The sequence below is a fragment of the Martinezella lusitana genome, from assembly GCF_010668395.1.
Classification (GTDB): Bacteria; Pseudomonadota; Alphaproteobacteria; order Rhizobiales; family Rhizobiaceae; genus Rhizobium; species Rhizobium lusitanum_A.
Map to the genome: position 1 here is coordinate 79,049 of NZ_WUEY01000022.1, position 22,274 is coordinate 101,322.

At 60.2% G+C, this 22,274-nt stretch carries 16 protein-coding genes and 1 pseudogene; 6 read left to right on the plus strand and 11 right to left on the minus strand.

The genetic code is table 11. The features are described 5' to 3' along the window. Positions 1-67 precede the first annotated feature (67 nt). A complete protein-coding gene (gene mgrA / locus GR212_RS30365) occupies positions 68-1,111 on the plus strand; it encodes an L-glyceraldehyde 3-phosphate reductase (protein ID WP_163992565.1) in 1,044 nt (347 codons plus the stop codon). Between the two features lie 75 nt (positions 1,112-1,186). Here the strand turns inward: mgrA and GR212_RS30370 are convergent, their stop codons facing one another. The 6 genes from GR212_RS30370 to GR212_RS30395 form a co-directional block, all read right to left on the minus strand. Beyond that, positions 1,187-2,440, minus strand: a complete 1,254-nt coding sequence (locus tag GR212_RS30370) for an LVIVD repeat-containing protein (protein WP_163992567.1) — start codon at positions 2,438-2,440, stop codon at positions 1,187-1,189. Between the two features lie 75 nt (positions 2,441-2,515). Beyond that, positions 2,516-3,559: a substrate-binding domain-containing protein gene (locus GR212_RS30375; RefSeq protein ID WP_163992569.1), complete on the minus strand. Its 1,044-nt coding sequence runs from the start codon at positions 3,557-3,559 to the stop codon at positions 2,516-2,518. 38 nt (positions 3,560-3,597) lie between these two features. After that, positions 3,598-4,632: an ABC transporter permease gene (locus tag GR212_RS30380; protein ID WP_163992571.1), complete on the minus strand. Its 1,035-nt coding sequence runs from the start codon at positions 4,630-4,632 to the stop codon at positions 3,598-3,600. Then, the gene (locus GR212_RS30385; protein WP_163992573.1) at positions 4,632-6,113 is read right to left on the minus strand and encodes a sugar ABC transporter ATP-binding protein; all 1,482 of its coding nucleotides are present in this window, start codon (positions 6,111-6,113) and stop codon (positions 4,632-4,634) included. The genes GR212_RS30380 and GR212_RS30385 overlap by 1 nt, the downstream gene beginning before the upstream one ends. A 279-nt stretch (positions 6,114-6,392) precedes the next feature. Then, positions 6,393-8,276, minus strand: coding sequence for an MFS transporter (locus tag GR212_RS30390; RefSeq protein WP_163992574.1), 1,884 nt, complete (start codon positions 8,274-8,276; stop codon positions 6,393-6,395). A gap of 362 nt (positions 8,277-8,638) precedes the next feature. Further along, positions 8,639-9,850 (minus strand): MFS transporter, encoded by a 1,212-nt coding sequence (locus GR212_RS30395; protein ID WP_163992576.1) that lies wholly within the window; start codon positions 9,848-9,850, stop codon positions 8,639-8,641. A gap of 443 nt (positions 9,851-10,293) precedes the next feature. Between GR212_RS30395 and GR212_RS30400 the strand changes: the two genes are divergently transcribed. Both GR212_RS30400 and GR212_RS30405 read left to right on the plus strand, forming a co-directional pair. Next, positions 10,294-11,853 (plus strand): DUF4070 domain-containing protein, encoded by a 1,560-nt coding sequence (locus tag GR212_RS30400; protein ID WP_163992578.1) that lies wholly within the window; start codon positions 10,294-10,296, stop codon positions 11,851-11,853. 424 nt (positions 11,854-12,277) lie between these two features. After that, positions 12,278-12,520: a DUF1127 domain-containing protein gene (locus tag GR212_RS30405; RefSeq protein ID WP_163992580.1), complete on the plus strand. Its 243-nt coding sequence runs from the start codon at positions 12,278-12,280 to the stop codon at positions 12,518-12,520. Positions 12,521-13,244: 724 nt separating this feature from the next. Here GR212_RS30405 and GR212_RS30410 read toward each other — a convergent pair. Beyond that, a complete protein-coding gene (locus tag GR212_RS30410) occupies positions 13,245-14,276 on the minus strand; it encodes a class I SAM-dependent methyltransferase (RefSeq protein ID WP_163992582.1) in 1,032 nt (343 codons plus the stop codon). A gap of 202 nt (positions 14,277-14,478) precedes the next feature. On the opposite strand from GR212_RS30410, the gene GR212_RS30415 reads away from it, so the two are divergent. Further along, positions 14,479-16,470, plus strand: coding sequence for a putative bifunctional diguanylate cyclase/phosphodiesterase (locus tag GR212_RS30415; protein WP_246726082.1), 1,992 nt, complete (start codon positions 14,479-14,481; stop codon positions 16,468-16,470). 32 nt (positions 16,471-16,502) lie between these two features. Beyond that, entirely contained in the window at positions 16,503-16,889 is a 387-nt protein-coding gene (locus GR212_RS30420; RefSeq protein WP_163992586.1) for an ester cyclase, read from the plus strand. A 121-nt stretch (positions 16,890-17,010) separates the two neighbouring features. Here GR212_RS30420 and pcaF read toward each other — a convergent pair whose 3' ends face one another. Genes pcaF through GR212_RS30435 form a run of 3 tightly spaced genes read right to left on the minus strand, consistent with a single transcriptional unit; the run spans position 17,011 to position 19,857 of the window. Then, positions 17,011-18,216 carry a 3-oxoadipyl-CoA thiolase gene (gene pcaF / locus GR212_RS30425; protein WP_163992588.1) on the minus strand — a complete coding sequence of 402 codons (1,206 nt, stop codon included), beginning with the start codon at positions 18,214-18,216 and terminating at the stop codon, positions 17,011-17,013. Continuing rightward, on the minus strand, positions 18,216-18,986 hold the full coding sequence (locus GR212_RS30430) for a CoA-transferase subunit beta (RefSeq protein ID WP_163992590.1): 771 nt from the start codon (positions 18,984-18,986) through the stop codon (positions 18,216-18,218). The genes pcaF and GR212_RS30430 overlap by 1 nt, the downstream gene beginning before the upstream one ends. Positions 18,987-18,996: 10 nt before the next feature. Next, a complete protein-coding gene (locus GR212_RS30435) occupies positions 18,997-19,857 on the minus strand; it encodes a CoA transferase subunit A (RefSeq protein ID WP_163992592.1) in 861 nt (286 codons plus the stop codon). Between the two features lie 339 nt (positions 19,858-20,196). Between GR212_RS30435 and GR212_RS37830 the strand changes: the two are divergent. After that, positions 20,197-20,470, plus strand: a pseudogene (locus GR212_RS37830) (hypothetical protein); the annotation flags it as partial. 93 nt (positions 20,471-20,563) lie between these two features. On the opposite strand, the gene GR212_RS30440 reads toward GR212_RS37830, so the two are convergent. Then, a complete protein-coding gene (locus GR212_RS30440; protein ID WP_163992594.1) occupies positions 20,564-21,862 on the minus strand; it encodes a sensor domain-containing phosphodiesterase in 1,299 nt (432 codons plus the stop codon). Positions 21,863-22,274 lie beyond the last annotated feature (412 nt).

The following is a 22,274-nucleotide window of genomic DNA, read 5'->3' on the forward strand; positions in this document are numbered from 1 at the left end:
GATGATCCGCGCGCAAGGCGCAGACGTCACGCAGGCTGAAACATTTTGATCGACAGAAAGACAATTCATGACCTACCGCCCCGATCCGGAACGCTATGACTCGGCCCATTTCCGCCGCGTTGGTCGAAGCGGCCTCAAACTACCGGCCATTTCCTTCGGCCTTTGGCACAACTTCGGCGATACAACGCCCCTCGACACGCAAAGGTCGATCCTTTTCAAGGCGTTCGATCTTGGTATCACCCATTTCGATCTTGCAAACAATTATGGCCCGCCTGCGGGAAGCGCCGAGATCAATTTCGGTCATATCCTGAAACAGGATCTGGCCGCCTATCGCGACGAGCTGATCATCTCGACCAAGGCGGGCTGGGATATGTGGCCGGGCCCCTATGGTCGCGGCGGCGGGTCGAAGAAGGCGCTCCTGTCCAGCCTTGACCAGAGCCTTGGCCGCCTTGGCCTCGATTATGTCGATATCTTTTATTCGCATCGCTTCGATGCCGAGACGCCGCTCGAAGAAACGGCGGACGCGCTTGCCCAGGCGGTCCGGCAGGGCAAGGCGCTCTATGTCGGCGTATCCTCCTATTCCGGCAACAAGACCCGCGAGATCGCCGCGTTTCTGAAGGAGCGGCAGGTGCCGCTGCTGATCAACCAGCCGGCCTACAACCTCTTCAACCGTTGGGTCGAGAAGGATCTGCTGGCGGCGTCGGACGACGTCGGCGCCGGTATCATCGCCTTCACGCCGCTCGCCCAGGGCTTGCTCACCAACAAATATCTCAACGGCGTCCCGCAGGATGCCCGCGTCAATCGGCCCGGCGGCGATTTTCTGCGCCCCGAGCATTTGAAGGATGAAAACATCGAGCGGGCCCGTGCGCTGAACGAGATCGCCAAGCGTCGCGGCCAGTCGCTTGCCCAGCTTGCCATCGCCTGGGTTCTCAGGGACCCGCGCGTCACCTCGGCGCTGATCGGCGCAAGCTCGGCGCGTCAGGTGGAGGAAAACGTGGCAGCCCTGAACGATCTGACGTTCAGCGCGGAAGAACTCGCCGAGATCGATCGCTATGCCGTCGAAGGCGGCATTAACCTCTGGGAAAAGCCTTCTCACGACGAGGTGGTTTGACAGGTTTCAAAAATCTGCCCGCAACCACGGGCAGATCACCTTGCGGCGGATGGCAGGTTGAGGAACCCTAATCCCTCAGCCGCCATATTCGATGATCTCAAGGCCGGCATTGTAGTCCGTCGCATAGATCAAGCCATTGGCATCGACGAAGACGTCGGCGGACTGGATGACTTTCGGCCGGCCGGGACGGCGGTCCGTCATCGTCGTCGGTGCCGCCGGTACCAGCGCCCCGGTCTCGACCGGGTGGTAGGGGTCGGAAATATCGAAGGCGCGGATGCCGGCATTCTGCCATGTCGCGAAGATCAGGGTTTCGGACACGAACGAGCCGGGCCGGTTTTCGTGCAGATTGTGCGGACCGAAATGGCCTCCCTTCTTCGCATAGTCGATTTCTGCGGGGATCGGAAAGGTGGAGATGCTGATCGGGTTTTCGGGCACGCGAATGTCGAAGATCCAGGTGTGCTTCCGGCCGTCTTCCTCGTTGTCAAGCACGGCTTCATCCGCCACGACGAGCAGGTCGCGGCCGGGAAGCGGTAATGGCGAATGCGTGCCGCCGCCATAGGGCGGGCACCAGTTATGGTGCCTGATGAGCTTCGGCGCCGAATGGTCCTTGATGTCGAGAAGCGTCAGTCCGCCATCACGCCAGCAGGCATAGGCGGTGTCGCCGTGGACCAGCGCGTGGTGCAGGGCATAACGCTTGCCGTCGCCCCAGTCCGGCGTTTCTCCCGCCGCCCGGTTCATGCCGGGAAGCCACCATTGACCGACGAGCTCAGGCCGGGTCGGATCCGCCATGTCGATAGTGACGAAGATATAGTCGGTGAAACCGTCGAGCAGCGCAGACGCATAGGCATAGCGGCCGCCGACATACCAGAGCCGGTGAAAGCCGACGCCCTCGACGTCCAGCTGGCCGATCTTGCGCGGCCTGTCCGGAACGGAGATATCGAACACGCTCATGCCGGCGGTCCAGGCCCGTTCCCGCTTTTTCGAGGCGACGGTCTCGCCAACCGACTGCGTGTAGTAGGCCTTCTCGTCGGTGAAGGTCTCGACATCGGCGAAAAGATCGAGCGCGTTGATGACCAGCAGCAGGTCGTCATGCGTCTGCAGATGGATGTTCCAGCTGTTCGCCGGCGCCGGCACATAATTGACAGTCGCTGGATTCTTCGGGTCGCGCACGTCCACGATCGAGAAGCCTTGTGACCAAGGATGGGCGACATAGGCATGGCCACGATGGACCATCAGCTGCAGTCCGTCGCCGCGGCCGCCAATATCGCTATGGCCGATCAGCGTCATGTTGCGGGCAAAATCGGGTTTGGGCAGGTCGATCGATGCCATGGATCTTCTCAATGCGTAAGGGGAACGAAAGGGCCGCCCTTGCGGGCGGCACCTGTGAAAAGCGGCAGATGCGGCTCAGTTTTTGGCAGCCGGAATCCAGGCGGCCGTTGCGGCATCGCTTTTCAGGAAGGCGGGGAATTTCTGCTGCAGCTCTTCGATCGTGCCGATCTTGTTGTTGACGAGATCGTCGCGCGTGATGAGCGTCGGCTGCAGGAGAACGGAACGGCCCGGGAATTGACCTGCAATGGCGAGCGAGACGGCGCGGACCGAAACTTCGCCGACAACGGCGGCATTCGTGGCGGCGGTCGCAACCCAGGCGCTGTCAGGCTCGGTCATCAGCTGGATGTCGGCGGTCGAGGTGTCGACGCCGTAGATCTTGACCTGGCCGGAAAGTCCGAGCTCGTCGATGGCGAGCTTGGCACCCTTTGCGAATTCGTCCCATGGCGTGAAGATCACCGAAATATCAGGGTTGGCCCGCAGGACCGCCTTGGTCTGGTCGGCGACGGAGGCGGGAACTGTGTCGTTGACCACGCCCCAGACGGCTTTTTCCTTCAGATTGTGCTTGGCGACGACGTCCTTCCACACCGCATAGCGGCGGTCGAGAGGCGCGAAACCGGCGACATAGACAGCGCCGCCCGTGAAGCCGTCGCCCTTGTCCTTGACGGCCTGTTCGAGAACGAGCCTGGCCATGTCCTTGTCGCTCTGCTCGACCTGCGGGATTTGCGGATTGTCGAGGTTCACGTCATAGGCGACGACCTTGATGCCCTTGTCGAGTGCCTTCTGCGCGACATCCTTCAGCACTTCGGGTCTGCCATTGTTGATGATGATGCCGTCAACGCCGAGATTGATTGCCTGCTCGACGAGATTGCGCTGCGTGTCGTTGTCGTTGCGAGCCTGCGAGACGGTGAGGTTCACGCCGAGCGAGTCGGCCTGCCGCTTGACGCCGGCCTCGAAAGCCTGCAGCCAGTCGCCGCTGCCGAGAAAGCTGACGACGGCGATATTGACGGTCCTTTTGTCGAAGGGGGCAGGTGCTCCGGCAAGACCGGCAGCCGATGCCGCGGTCACGAAAAGCGAGCCGGCGACAACAGCCGAAGCGATGGTCGTAAACAATTTGATCATTGAAAATCCATTGGGCGTTAGGTTGGAAGGGACTGGGGTCACGCCTTGCCGCGGCTGATCCCATAGGTAAGGGCAAGCGCGCCGACGAGAACGGCGCCCTTGATAAAGTCCTGCGTGTAGTAGGGGGCGTTGAGCATCGTCAGCCCGTTCAGAAGAACGCCGACGAAGACTGCGCCGATCGTCGTGCCGAGAACGTTGGGACGGCGCAATCCGAGCACGGCGTAGCCGATCAGAGAGGCGGCGACGGAGTCCATCAGCAGCGAGGCGCCGGACGAGACGTCGCCGCGGCCGACCCGGGCGGCAACGATGATGCCGCCGAGCGAGGCGAGAACGCCGGAAAGCACATAGGCAAAGGTCTTCAGGCGGGCGATATTGGCGCCGGCCAGCCGCGTTGCGGCTTCATTGCCGCCGGTCGCATAGAGAAGGCGGCCAAGACGCGTCCGTTCGGTAAGGACATAGAGTACCAGGGCCACGACGAGCATGAGGATGACCGGGAAGGGGACCGTGCCGAACAGGCTTGAGCGGCCGATCGTCAGGAAGGCCGGGTCGACCTTGCCGGTCGTCGTCGTTCCGTCCGGGAGGATCAGTCCCACCGAGATCGAACGCCCGGCCGTCGGGATCAGCTGCAGACCGGTCAGCAGGAACATGGTGGCGAGAGTGGCCAGCAGATCCGGCACCTTGAGCCGGACGATCAGCAGCGCATTGGCGAGCCCGACGATTGCGCCGAAGGCGAGCACCAGCGGAACCGTCAGATAGGCGTTGAGATTCCACACGATCATAGCGTAGCTCGCGGCCATAACGCTGGACGCGGCCACCGCGCCGACGGAGAGATCGAAGCCGCCGATGGCAAGCGTCACGGTCACGCCCGCGCCGATGATGGCGACGACGGATACAGCCTGCAGGATGCTCATCAGATTGTTGACGTTGATGAAGGCCGGCTGTGCGAAACTGAAGATGACGACGAGGGCAAGGAGAAGGAAGAACACCGCCCCCCGACGCACGATTTCCCACGGCGATATCGTGCTCTCTGCTGCCTTGCCCTGTCCCGGGACTTCAGCGGTGCCTTCACTCATCAAGCGTATTCCTCGTTCTGCCGGTCGCCGGCGCTCGTCTGACCGACATCCCTCAAGGCGTGGTGTTCCATCACCAGTACCCGGTCGGCGACTTCGAGCGCCTCCTCGGGATCGGATGTCGCAATTAAGGTGGCGCGGTCGCTATGAGCGCGGATGGCTGTGATAATGTCCTGCCGCGCTCCGACATCCACGCCCTGGAAAGGCTCGTCGAGCAGCAGCAGGCGGCTGGGCTCCGCCTCCCAGCGTGCCAGGACGACCTTTTGCTGGTTGCCGCCCGAAAGCGACCACACGGACGCATCCGGACCGCGCGCCTTTATGCCGAGGCGCCGGATTGCCCTGTCGCCCTCACGGCTCTCGCGTCCCGAAAACAGGAAGCCGGACGGATACCATTGCTTCAGATGCGGCAGGCTGATGGTGGCCGCGATGCTTTCTCCCGGCCAATCCGACGGCATCAGCGAGGAGCGATGCCGGTCGGCAGCGGCCATGACGACACCATGCGCAATCGCATCCGCAGGCGAAGCGGGCCGAAAATCAGCGCCAGCCAGAAGCACGTTCCCGCCGGCAAAGCGCTCGATGCCGAAAAGAGCGGACAGAAGCCGGCTCTTGCCAGCCCCGAGAACGCCGGTAATCGCGACGACCTCGCCCGCCCGCAGCTTGAGATCGATCGGCGGGCTGTCTTCGAGCAGCCGTACGCCTTGAAGCTCCAGCACCGTTTGGTCGAACTGGTCGCGACGATGCGGGCGCGCGGCCGTCATCGATCGTCCGATCATGGTTTCGATGGCCGCGTTGAAGTCGATGGGGCGAGAGAAGGCGCCGACATTGCGGCCTCCGCGCAGGATGACGACCCGATCGGCAAGTGCATCGAGATCCGCCGTGCGATGTGAGATATAGAGCACGCCGAGGCCGCGGCTCTTCAGCTGGCGGACGATGTCGTAAAGACGCCCGGTCTCGCGTGCGGAAAGGCTTGCGGTCGGCTCATCCAGGATCAGCAGCTGCGCCTTGTTGGATAGAGCACGGGCAATGGCAACCATCTGCCGGTCGGCAGTGCCAAGCTCGCCAAAGTCCCGGTCGAGCGGCAGGTTGAAGCCGGCTTCCGAGAGAATGGCAGCCGCCTGCCGCCGCACCGAGCGTTTCGACAGGAAGAAAGGCTGGCGGCCATCGACGAAATGATTGAGCAGGAGAGCGTCCGCGACGGAAAGGCCGGCTACGCCGACGACATCGGTGGACTGATGCACGGTGACGATGCCCTGCGCGCTGGCTGCCGCCGGATGATCGGCGCGATAATCGCTGCCGTTCCACAAGATCTTGCCTGAATCGGCACGATGAATGCCGGACACAATCTTCACGAGCGTCGACTTGCCAGCGCCGTTGGCACCCATCAGCGCGACGATCTCGCCGCGATCGATGGTCAGGGACGCACCTGCCAGGGCCTGTGTCGAGCCAAAAGCAAGGGAGAGATTTTGAATATCCAGCAAGGCCATGGGTGCAGTTCGATGATCGATCGTCTGCGACACTCGTAAGCCACTGCTGCTTTATCTCAAGGATCGAGCTTACTTTGTTGATTTATTCTATAGAATAAATTTCCATTTGGCGCCGCCTCACTGAGCGATCTTCCGATATTCGAGGCCGGCGCGGGGCTCCCCCTTTCCTTGCGGTTGCTGCAGGCGCTCAAACAGGACCTGAGCGGCTGAACCGCCATAGGGGGCTACAAGACAGACGCAAAAAAGCCCGGCGCGAAAACACGCCGGGCTCCCGTGGGACTATTCGATGGCGTCGAGATCGACGCCCTTGGTTTCCCGGACGAAGATAAGGCCGATGACGAGGGTCATCGCGGCAATCGCGATGGGATACCAGAGGCCATAATAGATATCGCCCTTGGCCGCGCTCATGGCAAAGACCGTTGCCGGCAGCAGGCCGCCGAACCAGCCGTTGCCGATATGATAGGGCAGCGACATGCCGGTGTAGCGGATGCGGGTCGGGAACATCTCCACCAGAATGGCGGCAATCGGGCCGTAGACCATCGTCACGTAGATCACGAGGATCGTCAGGATGAGGATGGTCAGCGGCCAATTGATTGCCGCGGGATCGGCAACCATCTTGAAGGCACCGCCATTGGCGATGGTGTAGACAGGCATGTCGGTCGCCCCGCCGGCCTGGTCCGCCGTCAGGAGCTTCGCCTTCACGAGGTCGGCGACGGGCGTCACTGTCTTTTCGCCTGCCCGTATCGCTGCCACATCGAGCCCAAGTTCGGGATTGGCAGCAAGGAAGGCGTCGAGCTTCGCGTCCGGCACCTTGATCGGGTCGCGCGCCAGCGGGAAGCCGGCCTTTTGCAGGGCGAGATTCATGTCATGTGTAAATGCCGTGCCCTTGGCCGCCGCACCGGCGCCGGCCGCAGTGGCGTCATAAGAGGTCACGGTTGCATCGCCGACCTTGACGGTCGCCGGCTGGTCCGCCGGTCCCTCGGCAACCGTGTAGGGAACGGACGACTTCGACAGGAACGACGTCGCGATATCGCACGAGTTGTTGAATTTGGCGGTTCCCACCGGATTGAACTGGAATGTGCAATCGCCGGGAGCCGCCGTGACGGTGGCGCGGATGGTCTGTTCCGCCTGAGCAAGCGCCGGATTGGCAGCCCGCGTCAGCGCATTGAAGAGCGGGAAGTAGGTCAGGATCGCCAGTGCAAGCCCCGCCATGATGATCGGCTTGCGGCCGATCTTGTCGGAAAGCCAGCCGAAGAACACGAAGAAGCCGCTGCCGATCAAAAGTGCGATCGCAATCATGATATTGACCGACTGGCCATCGACCTTGAGCACGTTCTGCAGGAAGAACAGCGAATAGAACTGGCCGGCATACCAGACGACCGCCTGGCCGGCCGTGAGGCCGAGCAGCGCGATGAGGGCGATCTTCGCGTTCTTCCACTGGCCGAAGGCTTCAGACAGCGGTGCCTTGGAGCCCTTGCCCTCTTCCTTCATCTTCTTGAAAGCCGGCGATTCGCTGAGCGAAAGCCGAATCCAGACGGAGATGGCCAGCAGAAGGCAGGACAAGACGAACGGAATGCGCCAGCCCCAGGCGGCAAAGGCATCCTTGCCGACCGCGTTTTGCACGACCAGGATGACGATCAGCGACAGAAACAGGCCGAGCGTCGCCGTCGTCTGGATCCAGGACGTGTAGTAGCCGCGCCTGTCGTCGGGGGCGTGCTCGGCGACATAGGTGGCCGCACCACCATATTCGCCGCCAAGCGCCAGGCCCTGCAGCAGGCGAAGGATGATCAGAATGACCGGGGCAACGATGCCCCAGCTTGCCGAACCAGGGAGAACGCCGACCAGGAAGGTCGAGAGGCCCATGATCAGGATGGTGACGAGAAAGGTATATTTGCGTCCCACGAGATCGCCGATCCGGCCGAAGACCAGTGCGCCGAAAGGCCGGACGAGGAAGCCTGCGGCAAAGGCCAGCAAGGCGAAGATGTTGCGGGTTGCTTCCGGATAGTCGCTAAAAAAGGCCGTGCCGATAAAGGCGGCCAGGGATCCGTAGAGATAGAAATCGTACCATTCGAACACAGTTCCGAGGGAGGAGGCGAAGATGACTTTCTTCTCCTCCCTGGTCATGCCACGACTTCTCGTCGCGGCAACGGACGCGGTTGCCATGAATCAATCCTCCCAATTGCACCAGGGACATGGTCAAAAGACCCGTGTCATGTCCCCCATGATGACATTACGCAGGACTTTCCTGCCGATGGGCGCGGAAAGTCGCGCCAGTGGGTGCTCCCCTGATTCCCTCCCCCAGGAGATCACGCACCTGATGCACTTGCGAGTGTTGGCCAAAAATTGAAAATTGCAATGCCTGCAACCGGTGTCGCTTATGGAAAACTGTGTGTAAGTATCAAGAAATATGAATATATCGCCGCTCGCCACTCCCGCCGCGGCTTCTCGTCGGGAGGAGCGATGTCAGGCTCGCCGAAATATGACGCAGCCAGGAAAGCTCGGCATGCGAATCCCGACCTTTTTGCCTAGGTCATGCAGTCTGCAGCCTGCAGCCGCAGCCGCCGCATCGGCGGAAAGGCAAGTGAGATGGCGGCGGCGCCCAGTCCGACCATGGACGAGCCGATGAAGAGCCAGGAGTAGTTGGCGAAGGTATCGAATATCCAGCCGCCGATCAGTGGTCCGGCTGCCATGCCGATGCTTGAGAGCATCGAGGCTGCGCCGAACACGGTGCCGATGACGCGTGGTCCGAAATACTCGCGCGCCAGAACCGCATAAAGCGGCATGACGCCGCCATAGGCACTGCCGAAGACGACCGCCAGCGCGTAGAATTCGCCAAGTTCGCTGACCAGCAGATAGCTGGCAAGCGCGAGCGCCTGTACCAGCAGTCCGGCGACCAGCACCGGCTTCACGCCCAGCCTGTCGGCGAGCGTTCCATAAAGAAGCCGCCCGCCGAGCCCCGCGAGCCCTTCGACGCTATAGATGCTGACGGCGGCCATCGGCCCGACGCCGCAGATGGTGGCATAGCTGACCATGTGGAAGATCGGGCCGGAATGAGCGGCGCAGCAGGCAAAGAAGGTCGCGCCGAGAACAAGGAACTGCGGCGAGCGGAAGATGCGGCCAAGCGGCAGGCTTTGTTCTTCCCTTTGCGCATCCGGGCTGGAGGCTTCGGCAAGAACGGGCGCTCGGCGCACAAGCATCGCCGCCGGGATCAGGAGCGCCCACGCCAGGATGCCGATTGCCAGCATGGCGAAACGCCAGTCATAGGCGGAAATCAGATAGCGCGCGAAAGGCGAGACGGTCATCGGCGCAACGCCCATGCCGGCCGAGACGAGTGATACCGCGAGGCTTCGGCCTTTGTCGAACCAGGCGGTCGTCGCCGCGATCATAGGCGCGAAGAAGGCGCTGGCGGCAAGGCCGACAAGGATGCCATAGGTCAGCTGGAATTGCAGAAGGGAGCCTGCCCGGCTGGCCAGGACCAGCGCAAGCCCAAGCAGCGCCGCGCCGATCAGCACGACGCTGCGAACGCCAAAACGATCGCTTGCAGCGCCCCAGGCGAAGGCACCCAAGCCCATCGTCAGGAAATTCAACGTCATGGCGGTGGCGATGCCGGTATGGGACCAGCCGGTGTCGGCAGCCATCGGCACCTGAAAGATCGCCAGGGAAAACATCGCTCCGAGCGCAACGCAGGTCATCAGGGCTCCGGCCCCGACGATCACCCAACGATAGGACGAATTCATTTCGCAACTCCCTTCATCCGGTTCCGCCCAAGACGCGAAAGATCGGCCATTTGCCTTTCGCATCAGGTCCGTAATAAAGACGATCGCATCGGAGGGATTTCGACATCGTCGCCCAAAAAGTTTCGATTGGCATTGCAACTGGGCTTTTGATCCTGGCGGCGAAAACGTCGTGGCGCAATGCTCCCGTCAAATATTCGGGCCACGCCGCACATACGGGAGCTTCACCTCAAATGCCGACCCGCAGAGATGACGTGTCGAGGATGTCACCGGCATCCCGTCGTCCGGAATTTAATCCTCGGCTCATATAGAGCTGCTAAGACAGCCGCCGCGATGCTGGAAAAACCCGCCTTATCGCCTATGGGCGAATGCAGGCAACCGCAAATGACATACAGGCTCAACGCAATACCGAACCAGATCTTCCAAATCATGGAGCGGCATATTCAATGGCTCATATCGTCATCATCAATCCGCGCTTCGAAACCTCCTACTGGGGCATGGAGCACGCTCTGCCGCTATTCGATGTCAAGGCCAATCTACCGGTAGCCTGCCTGCCTTTGCTGGCTGCGCTGACACCCTCGGAACACACCGTCACGCTGGTGGACGAGAATGTCGAGCCGATAGACTACGGCCTCTGCGAGACGGCCGATATCGTTGCGCTGACGGGCATGATCGTCCAGCGGTTCCGGATGACGGAGATCCTGACCGAACTCAAGCGACGCGATTGCTTTACCGTCGTCGGCGGACCTTGGGTTACGGTCAAGGAGGATTATTTCGGCAACCTTGCCGACGTCGCCTTTATCGGCGAGGCGGAAGAAACCTGGCCGAAATTTCTGGAGGAATGGCAGCAGGGCTGCCATGCCCGGCGCTACGAGCAGTCCGACAGGACGGATATGAGCACGGTGCCGGTGCCGCGCTTCGATCTCCTGAAAATGGATGAATATGCGGTCGGTAGCGTTCAGTTCTCGCGCGGCTGTCCCTTCACCTGCGATTTCTGCGACATCATCGTGGTCTTCGGCCGCAAGCCGCGCATCAAGACCAGCGCCCAGATCGTCGCCGAGATGGAAGCCTTGCTGGCGACCGGAACGGACACGGCCTTCATCGTCGACGACAACCTGATCGGCAACAAGAAGGCGATCAAGGAGGTCTTGCGCGATGTCGTCGCCTGGCAGGAACGGCATCATTATCCGATGACGTTTCTGACGGAGGCGTCGATCGACCTGGCCGACGATGCGGAGTTGATGCAGCTGATGGTCGACGCCAATATCCGCGTCGTCTTCATCGGCATCGAGACGCCGAACGAGGAGGCGTTGCGCGAAACCAAGAAGCTGCAGAACCTGCGCAAGGGCGGAACGATGCTGGAAAAGATCCATACGATCCAGCAGACCGGCATGGAAGTCTGGTGCGGCATGATCCTGGGTTTCGACAGCGACGATGCGACCATCTTCGATGCGCAGCGCATCTTCATCAAGGATGCGCGTATCGTCAACGCCATGATCGGCATGCTGGCAGCCATTCCGAAGACACCGCTCTACACTCGTCTTGCCAAGGAGGGGAGGCTCGATCACGACGATCCGCCCGCTTACGGCACCAATGTCATTCCGCTCAATCTCTCGCGGGAGACTCTGCGGGACGGATACCTCTCGGTTCTTAGCGACCTGCATCAACCGGCCGCTTATTTCGACCGGCTGGATGCGCTTTACATCGACGCGCATATCGAGCCGGAAAGTGCCCGTTTGCGGCATCTGCGCCGGCATCCGTTGCGTCTGCTTGCGCTCAATGCGACATGGGCGTTCGAGGCCGTCGGCATTTTCGTCCGGCTGATGCGCCGGGTGAAGGAGGCGGACTTGCGCGCCGTCTATCGCCGGCGGCTATTCAATCTCCTGCGACATCGCCGCTCGCCCGTCGTTCTGCAGATCTACGCGATCAAGTGTGCCATGCATTATCATGCCCATATCATGGTTCAGCAGATGCGTACGGGCGGCGGCATCGTCAACTCGTTCTAACGCGGTTTCGATCGCCTGGAAAAGCAGTTTGAACCTGTGTGCGGCAGCATATGGACTGTTGCTACAAGGCAACACAATGCGGCGGAGATTTGCAATTCGAAATTGCAGGCTTGCCGCAGGACAAATCTTGCATATTATACGCCTATCCGCAATCAAACAGAGGAGGCGTGAAATGTATCATATTCGAATGTTTACGTACGCCTCTAGCGGAATGCTCGGCTCTGGTTTTGCATGTGCCACTCCAGTGGCGCGACGAGCGATCGTTTAGAGCTCGAAAAGCTTTAAATTCCGCCACTTAGGCGTTTTCTCACCAACACATCATGACTTGCTGATGGAATGAATCGGCGCATGTTCCATGCGTCAGCTCCTGAAGCCGGTCAAGCTTCGAGAGGACCTGGCTGCGTGACTGCGCCAGGAAAATACAATGACGCATTCACAATTTTTAGTTGCCGACAGTTTGACGGCGACGGTCGATGAACTGTACCAGAAATTCGGTGCCTGGAGGACGGCGCGCGCCTTGCTGCTCGTTGTCTGGAGGCAACGTCAGACGCGCAAGCAGGTGGCCGAGCTATCGAACTACCAGCTTCGCGACATCGGTCTTCCCGAGCGGGAAAACGCCCTGGGGTATCCCGGCTACCTGCCGCCGCATCTGCGCAGCTTCAACTGAGGTGGGCGCGGCACAGGTGCGAACCGGGCTGCATGCCGTTGTCGACCGATGTCGGCATGTGCTTGGGAAGGGTGACAAAAGAAGAAGCTGCTCACGCAACGGAGCTGTCGTTCTTGTGCGTTGCAGCCTATCGATGGGTTGCCCTGGGAGGTATCAGGCAGGGGAGGCGGCCACGCGCTCTCTCCTGCCGTACCCTTGGCATCCTGCATAGGCATCAGCCGCGGGTTTCAATTTCCTTGCTGTTGAGCAGGCGTCTCCAAGGCTGTCGCAACCCATCTATGCAATACGATCGTCGCCCGGGATTGGCTACCGTCGAGGAGCGGCGAGCGGCGGCTTCCCCTATCATGCCATCCCTCTGGATCGCCGGGTTCCGGACGGCAAGGGGCTGTCGATCGCTTTGGGGTAGAATGTCGTTGAGGCGGGTATGCCAACTGCATGTCGATTGCGCGCGGGAAGTTCGATGGCCGCATAGACGGTGTTGATACCGGCGGCGCCTGTTATCCTCTCAAGTCATTCGCCATTAAGAGACTTATGGCGCGATTGCGCACCATCATGCGCCGTCAAGGCATTGGATGACATGGTGTGCAAACAGATCGGCACACAGTACACCCCGATCCGTGCCGCCATCACAGCAGTCGATCTAGGCTATTGCCTGCCATTTGCTCTATTGCGCTTTTCCGGCCAAGCCGCAGCGCGGCCTGGCCAGCTGTGCCGCTCCCGTAAACTATACGGTCAGGACTGCATATATGACGCCGCCGTTTTCACCGCGCGTAACGGAGATGTCGGCGAGATGGTGTCGGACCTTGTCGATGATCGACTGGACATCTTCGTCCGTTCGCCAGATCAGCGGCCAGTTCATGAAGGTTTCCATGTAACCTTCGACGCCGATGTCCTTGGCGAAATTCGCGAGCAGGAACTTGCCGCCTGGCTTCAGCATCTGCAGGCAACGTTCGGTCAACCGCACAGCGACACTTTCGGCGAGATAGTCGTAAAGGCCGGCTGCATAGATGAAGTCGAATGTGCCGAGCTTCTGCGCCCGCCCCAATATGGTGCGAACCGAACCGTTAACCGCTTCGACGCAGCTCCCGTGGAAGGCCGAGCTCACGGTGCCGACGCTGATGGGATCCTGATCGAGCGCCACCCAGCGCTTGAGCTTGCCGCTTTGCAGGGCCTGGGAACGCTCCGCTTCGCGAAGGTGCCCCGCCGCAATCGCCAGAATTTCCGCATTGTCGTTTTCACCGGCGACGGCATCGACATGCGCGGCAAGAAGATCGCGCCTCTCGCGCACCGCGACGGCGGACGGGGCGCTTCTGGTGAAATTGTAAATTTCCGAGCCGAGGGGCGAAGCGGCTTTCACCTGCGCCGCGACTGCCGGATGTTCGTAGATGAAATCAAGTAGATAGGCATCGCCGCTATAGCCGCGAGGCTTTTCGAAGGACCATCGCGTCAGGGGATCCTGCAGCAGGTATGATGAAACGGGATGGGCCTGCGCGATGGAAGCCAGATGCGTCCAGACGAGCGGGGTCGATTTGTTCATCAATGCCTGCAGCCGCTCCGTCAAAGCCTTCATGATGCCTGGAACTGCCGCGTTCGCTTCGAAGCCCTGCTGCGTCAGGGAGAGAATGAGGGCGAGCTCTGCTTCGCCCTCTTTGATCTGATCGGTGGTGAGAATGTTACCGGATGATCTCGCATGTTCCGAAATGGACTGCGCGGTAACAAGGCTATAGCCGTCGAGTGCAGTTTGAAATTGTTTCAATTTTAAATGATTCCGTGAACACTATGCAAACCATATCTCATATAAAAATTGGGCGCTATGGTTTTGTTAATGTCGCTACGGCAACGCTATCGCTATCAAACGGACCAAATCAGCCGCTTCGTGAGGCGATGATTTGTTCAGTCGAGCGGCGCAAAGGTAACGCGGTGACATGAAGTCTCGGCTAACTCGGGTGATGGTGAGCATGCGTCGATTGTCGGGGGTAGATAATCTTGGCCGGGGAGAAGTCCGCCGGGCGAGTCGTTCCGCCGAACTTCGCACGCTCTACAAAGACTACGGCAACGAGGCGCGCCGTGCCCTGGCTCGCAGCGGTCTGTGGCTTGCCGTCCCCGTCTACGTTCTCTTCCTGATAACCGACCTGATCTTCATTCCGGATGTGTCGAATGTAACCATTCCTGCGCGTTTTCTCATCGGCGGTGCCTCGCTTCTTATCCTGGAGATCCAGTTCTCGCGCGGGCGTCGTGCAGGCGAGCTCGAGGCGACATGTGCCGCCGCGGTGGTCCTGGGCTATGTGGTGTGGCTGGTGCCGGCGCTGCAGACCGCCAATGCCGAAGCTTTCTCCTATTATGCCGCCTTCGGTGCGATCTTCATGATGGGCGTTAACCTTTTCTTCAGCCTCGAGTTCGGTCTGGCCATCGCCTCGTCCGGGCTGATCTTCGCATCGTTCCTGCTCTCGCTGACCGAGTTTCACTACAGCCCTGCCTATTGTCTTGCCTTTACCACCTTCTATCTCTGCTGCTTCGTCTTCACCTCCTATGTGAACTGGAAGCTGAACAAGGAACGTTTCAACGTCTTCCTCAATGCCAGGGAAGCCGAACTGCAGCAGCGCCAAGCAACCGAGCGCGGGGAGGCGCTTCTGCGTCTGTCCATTACCGACTCCCTGACGGGCATGGAAAATCGCCGAGCGGCTGATATAAGGCTGAAGCAGTTCTGGGAGCGCTGGCGTGAGGACGGCGTGGCGTTTGCGGTCCTGCTGGTCGATGTCGATTTCTTCAAGAAGTACAATGACTATTATGGGCATCAGGAGGGCGACCATTGCCTTGTGACGGTCGCCAATGCCTTGTCCGATATCGTCGCGCCCTTGGGCGCGACCGTCGGCCGATATGGCGGCGAAGAGTTTATCGTCATTCTCGATCTGGAGCGTGGAGCGGATGCCCTGGCTCTGGCAGAGGCCATCTGCCACGGGATCGAGGACCTAGATATCATCCATGCGCAGCGGCTCGATGGCTTCCGGCACGTCACCGTGAGCGTGGGGGCGACCGTGACGAGAGACGTCGCCGGCACGAAACTGGAAAACGTCATCAATGAAGCGGACCGCGCCCTGTATTCCGCCAAGGCCAGCGGTCGCAACTGTGCGAGGCTGTTTGATCCGAACGAGCTGCCCGGCGGCGATGCGAGCGAAAACATTGCGGCGATCCTGAAGATCGCCATTCAGCAAAATCTCGTCTCGCTGGTATACCAGCCGATCCTGTATCTCGAGACCGGCGAGATCGGTGCCTACGAGGCCTTGATGCGTCTGCAAATGCTCGATGGATCGAGTTCCTCCCCTGCCGTCTTCATCCCGATCGCGGAGCGTACAGGCGCCATTATCGAGCTCGGCTACTGGGCGATCAGGCGTGCGTGCTGCGAACTGCTGTTCCGCGATATCGTCGATACGGTGAGCATCAATGTTTCTCCGATCCAGCTGCGCGCTCCGGGCTTCGCGGCGCAGGTGGCCGCCATCCTCGCCGAAACGGGCGTTTCGGGGCACAGGATCGCATTCGAGATCACCGAAGGCGTCGATATGGAAATACGTCCCGATGTGCTCGACAGCATTCAGGATCTCAAGAAGCTCGGCATCAAATTCTGGCTGGATGATTTCGGCACAGGCTTTGCCGGCCTTTCCTGGCTTCGCCTGATGGATTTCGAGACCGTCAAGATCGACAAATCGTTCCTGCACGATGCCGCGGACAACGAGGGCGCAAAGGTTCTTCTCGAAGACATCATCGGACTGGTGCGCAATCGAGGTCATCGCATCCTTGTCGAAGGGGTCGAGAACGAGGAGCAACTCGATCTCGTCAAATCCTTCGGTATCGACGCCGTCCAGGGATATCACATCGGCCGGCCGGCGCCGCCGCTGAAGCATCCGATGGCGATAAGACAAACCGGCCGGCGCCGTTTGCAGGCATCGGCCTGAGGCCGATCGATCCCAGGCAGAAGGCAATGTGAATGGAAAGCGTCGACCTGTCCGAGATCTATCGCGGCTACATTGCTTGCTTGAACCGGCAGGATTGGTCGAATCTCGGCAAATTCATCCATGACGACGTGCATTACAACGGCAGCCATGTTGGATTGTCGGGATATCGCGAAATGCTCGAAGGCGACTTCCGCGCCATTCCCGATCTCCATTTCAACATTCGGCTGCTGATTTGCGAACCACCCCATGTTGCAAGCCGTCTGCAGTTTGACTGCAGGCCGAAGGGGGCGTTGTTCGGGATGCCGGTGAACGGCAAAAGGGTGCAGTTCGCCGAAAATGTCTTCTATGAGTTTTGGGAGGGACGCGCCCGAAACGTCTGGTCGATCATAGACAAGGCGGCCATCGCCACCCAGTTGTAGTATGGGCTGGCCGACCGGACGGTCACTCGGCAATCGCTGCCTTGGCCAGGCCAGCATCCAGCCCCGCCTGCCGGCATGGCCCGCCGCCGATGCGGCGACGGACCAAAGCTGATCGAAACAATCAGACCCGCTCGAGAGCGATGGCAATGCCCTGGCCGACGCCGATGCACATGGTCGACAGCGAATAGCGTCCGCCGGTCTCCTTCAGTTCCAGGGCCGCGGTGCCGGTGATGCGGGCGCCGGACATGCCGAGGGGATGGCCGAGCGCGATCGCGCCGCCATTGCGATTGACGCGGGCATCGTCATCGGCAATGCCGAGTTCGCGCAGCACGGCAAGCCCTTGCGAGGCGAAGGCCTCGTTGAGTTCGATGACGTCGAACTGTTCCTGGCGCATGCCAAGCCGGGCCATCAGCTTGCGCGAGGCGGGAACCGGGCCGATGCCCATGATGCGCGGGGCAACACCGGCGGCGGCTCCGCCGAGGATGCGGGCGATCGGCGTCAGGCCATATTTCTTCGCGGCAGCTTCCGAAGCGATGATGAGGGCGGCGGCACCGTCGTTGACGCCGGAAGCGTTGCCGGCCGTCACCGTGCCGCCCTCCTTCTTGAAGGGCGTGCCGAGCTTGGCGAGCGCCTCTATCGTCGTTGCGCGCGGATGCTCGTCCTTGCCGACAACAACCGGATCGCCCTTGCGCTGCGGGATCGTGACCGGCGTGATTTCCTTGGCAAGCCGGCCGTTTTCCTGGGCTGCAGCAGCCTTCGCCTGCGAGCGCACGGCAAAAGCGTCCTGATCCTGGCGGGTGACCTTGTAATCTTCGGCGACGTTCTCGCCCGTCTCCGGCATGGAGTCGACGCCATATTGTTTCTTCATGACCGGATTGATGAAGCGCCAGCCGATGGTGGTGTCATAGATTTCGGCATTGCGCGAAAAGGCGCTTTCGGCCTTCGGAATGACGAAGGGCGCGCGCGACATGCTTTCGACGCCGCCGGCAATCATCAAATCCGCCTCGCCGGCGCGGATGGCGCGAGCCGCTGCGATGATGGCGTCCATGCCCGAGCCGCACAGCCGGTTGATCGTCGTGCCGGCGGCTGCGATCGGCAGGCCGGCAAGCAGGCTCGCCATGCGTGCGACGTTGCGATTGTCCTCGCCGGCCTGGTTGGCGCAGCCATAGATCACGTCGTCGACGGCTTCCCAGTCGACCGAAGCATTGCGCTCGATGAGCGCCTTCAGCGGCACGGCGCCGAGATCGTCTGCGCGAACGGAGGAGAGCGATCCGCCGAAGCGGCCGATCGGGGTGCGGATGTAGTCACAGATAAAAGCGTCGGTCATCAGGCTGCCTCATGGGCTTTCTTGGTACGCGCGTTGATATCGCGCAGGACGGATAGTTCGGTTTCAGTCGGTGCTGGGGTCTCGATCACCTCGCCGGCAAACTTGATCGCCCAGCCGCAATTCTCCGATATCTGCTCGCGACTTACACCCTTATGGATAGACACGACAGTCAATTCCTTGGTGACCGGATCAGGCTCGAGAATGCAGAGATCGGTAATAACGCGAGTCGGACCTTTCGTCTTCATGCCCAGGCGCTCGCGATGATTGCCGCCCTCGCCATGACCCATCGAAGTGATGAAGGGCAACTTCTCGACAAAACCGCGCTTGGAGAGCGCCATGGTGATGAAGATCTGGCCGCAATTGCTGGCGATTTCGGGTGCTCCGCCGCCACCGGGCAAGCGAACCTTGGGGTGGTCGTAGGGGCCGACGACGGTGGTGTTCAGATTGGCGAACCTGTCGATCTGCGCGCCGCCGAGGAAACCCGTCGTGATGTGGCCGCCCTGCAGCCAGTAGCGGAACATTTCCGGCACGGCGACGGTGAAAAGCGCGGTATCGCAAAGCTCGCCGTCGCCGATCGACAGCGGCAGCACATCGGGCTTGGTGCCAACGGTGCCGCTTTCGTAGATCAGGGTAATGTCCGGCGCATGGGTCAGGCGCGCGACATTGCAGGCTGCTGACGGCGCGCCGATGCCGACGAAGCACACATCGTCATTCGTCAGTGCGCGGGCGGCCGCAATCGTCATCATTTCCGTAGGCGTAAAATCGCTCATCTTGACCTCCTTACGCCGACTTGACCGGCTGCTTGCCGGCATGCTTGGCAAAGTCTTCCGGGCCGGCCTTCATCACATGCTCGTCGATCCAGGCAAGGAAGCTGTCGCGATCGCGGGCGATTTCGTCCCACGCGATGTAGAAGGCGTTGGATCTGGCATAATAGCCCTGTGCATAGGAGGGGAATGCTCCGCCCGGCACGAGCGACACCGCCGTCACGGCCCAGGTCGGCAAAACAACGGAATTGGGCGAGGGCGGGTTCAGCTCGTCGACAATTTCCTCGACCGTCACGATCGAGCGCCTGGCGGCAAGCACGGCCTCTTTCTGAACGCCGACGATGCCTTCGAGCAGTACGTTGCCCTTCCGGTCAGCCCGCAACGCGTGGATGATGGCGACGTCGGGCCGGATCGCGGGAACGGCGGCCAGCACTTCGCCGGTGAAGGGGCAGGTCACGCTCTTGATGTTCGGATTGACCTTGGGCAGGTCGGCGCCGATATAGCCGCGCAGCATGGCGAAGGGCAGGTTTGCCGCACCGGCTTCATAGGCATTGGCCATGGCCGCATGCGAATGCTCATCGATCTCAAGTGGGCGAGGCCACTGGTTCTCGACCGCATCGCGGAAACGATGCAGCGAGCCGACGCCCGGATTGCCGCCCCAGGAAAATTTCATGCCCCGAGCCGCGCCGACGCCGATCAGCTGATCGTAAAGAATGTCCGGCGTCATGCGGATCAGAAAGAGGTCTTTCCTGCCCTGGCGGATGACTTCGTGACCGGCGGCATAGGGAATGAGATGGGTGAAACCCTCCATGGCGACGGTATCGCCATCACGCACATTCTCCGCTACCGCCTGCGAAAGCGACAGGATCTTCGCCATAGAGCCTCCTCAACATATGCTGTTCTCGTAGGCGTCAATAAGCGCTTTCGGCCCGGGATCGTCAATGGATTTGTGCGTTATGTGATATTTGTTCATATATCGCACAAAATCAATGAAAATAGAAGACAAGGATTTTCTTCACCCGCTTTGTTGGGATGTCTTGCTCTTGGCTGGCCTTGAAGAAGGACCGGCATTTGATCGTTGCGCAAGAGCGTCTTCTTGTTCTGTACGTCGGCGCCGAACATGATTTGCGCCCGATCGAGCCGAACGAACCTGGCAAAGTTCAGTTTCGCCGTTTGCGGACATCGTGCCTGGGGGATCGGAGCGTGTCGCGGTTGCGTGCTCGATATTGTCGATGGGATGATGCGCGAACTCCCGGTAGCGACCCCTGGCATGTCGGTCTCCGGGCGCAGTGCCGCTCGGGAATTGACGGCGATCCTTGAGCGGCGAGGCAAGCCCGTCAGGGTCGCTTCCGACCATGAGACAGAGTTCACGTCGAACGCGATCCTCGCGTCGTCAAAGGATGCAAGATAATGAGAGCCTGTTCTTCGGTTTCGGCAATGCCACCAGCGTCATGGCCGAATGGGCGGACGATGACAACCATTTCCGCCCGTAGCCGTCGGCTTTTCCCACCGCGCCAGTTGGCGTATCCAAAGCTGCCGTGGCTCCAATCGCTGCCGTGAATGAAGGTTCGATGACAGGCCACCTACGCTGCCGGCTGCGGGAAGTCCTCGGCAATAGGTATGGTTTTCAGGTCGAATGAGTATTCCGAGCTTCCCGGGTTTAGAGAGTTCATCTTTCGCGTCAGCGCGGAGTAGCGTTCCTCGGCTTCCTGCAACGCTTTTTCCAGGCTCCGTTGATGCGTGATGTCGATCGCGGCACTGGAGATCCCAAGCAGCGTTCCAAATCCGTCTTCGACTCTCTGGTTTATTATTATGAACACCCCTCTCGATCCCCTGTCGTATTCGAGGGTGTCCATGGTCTTTTCTTCCAGCACCCGGGAAAGACGCTCCGCGATCTGGGAGGCGTCGGGTTCGGGCCATATTTGGGAAATTGTCCTTCCCACAATCTCCTCGGGGTCAAGCCCGATGAACTTGGCAAAGTGTTCATTTACACTGACGTGGCGGAAACTCAGATCAAGGAAGCACAGGCCGACCGGCGCGGTTTTGTAAAGGGCGTCCAATTGATGAAGACGTTGAAAAGGGGAGGCGTCGATCACGTTTGTACGTCTGCTCGGCAGTGTTTGCAGTATCCCCTGCGCCTCGTTCCAGCGCTTGGGCTTTCCAAATATCCAGCCCTGCCCAATATCGCAGCCCAGGTCGCGTAGACCGTCGGCTTGCACCGTGGTTTCCACCCCTTCGGCAACAACCCTCATTCCAAGGCTTTGCCCAAGCCCGATGACGGAGGTAATAATTTTCCGACTGTCGACATCTCTTTCCATGGATTCCACGAAGCTTTTGTCGATTTTCAGTTTATCGAAAGAAAACGAATGCAGCCGCGACAGGCTTGAAAAGCCTGTTCCGAAGTCGTCGAGCGCCATTGTGATTCCGGCGTTCTTCAATTGTAAGAAAGTCTCTCTTGCTTGTTCATCGTCATCGAAAAGAACGCTTTCGGTGACTTCGATACAAATCCGCGACAAGGGAAACTGGCTGGGGGCGAGGCCGTTTTTCAGGAATTCCAATAGTGCGGGGTTCCGAAATTCAGCGGCCGACATATTGAATGCAAGTATGAAGTCACCTGCCGTTGAGGCCACCAGACGCGTTGCCTCTCTCACAATAAGATCTGTCAGCAGTGAAATAAGGCCGGAGTTTTCCGCAAGCGGGACGAATACAGCCGGGGATATATCTCCCAACTCGGGATCGGACCATCGCGCCAATACCTCGAAGCCATAGATTGATTTTGTTCTTAGATCGACCAATGGCTGAAAGGCAGGCCAGATATGGCCCATGTCCAGAGCAATTGTCAGCGCCTGCAAAAGGCGCTGCTCTTCCTTAGTTCGATCCATTGCTCACCCGGGAAAGCAAAAAGTTCTACCTGTTTTAGCAATCAATACTGGGCGAGAATAAAGAATTCGATAAACTTTAACGGTTCTAATATTCGAATTTCGGAAAACTAATCTACACAGGCCTCACGATGCGGTCGCGCTTTGTGCCGGTGCCGGAGACGTTCGGTCAACTCCGTGCCGATGACCGTTTTCAAGGATGCGCTGGGAGTGTCGGCGGCGATCCGAATGCACAGGGCAGCAAGGCGCGCGTCATGATATGGCGAGCCACGGCGTTGTCCTTGGGAAACGTGCTCCGGGCTGCAGAAAGTGGAGCACTCCTATCCCTATCCCTGTGCCTTTTCCGCCGTTGTGGCAATCGGACGGGTGCCGACCAGCAAATGGGCGTCGTGAATGCCGCCGGTGTGCATGACGC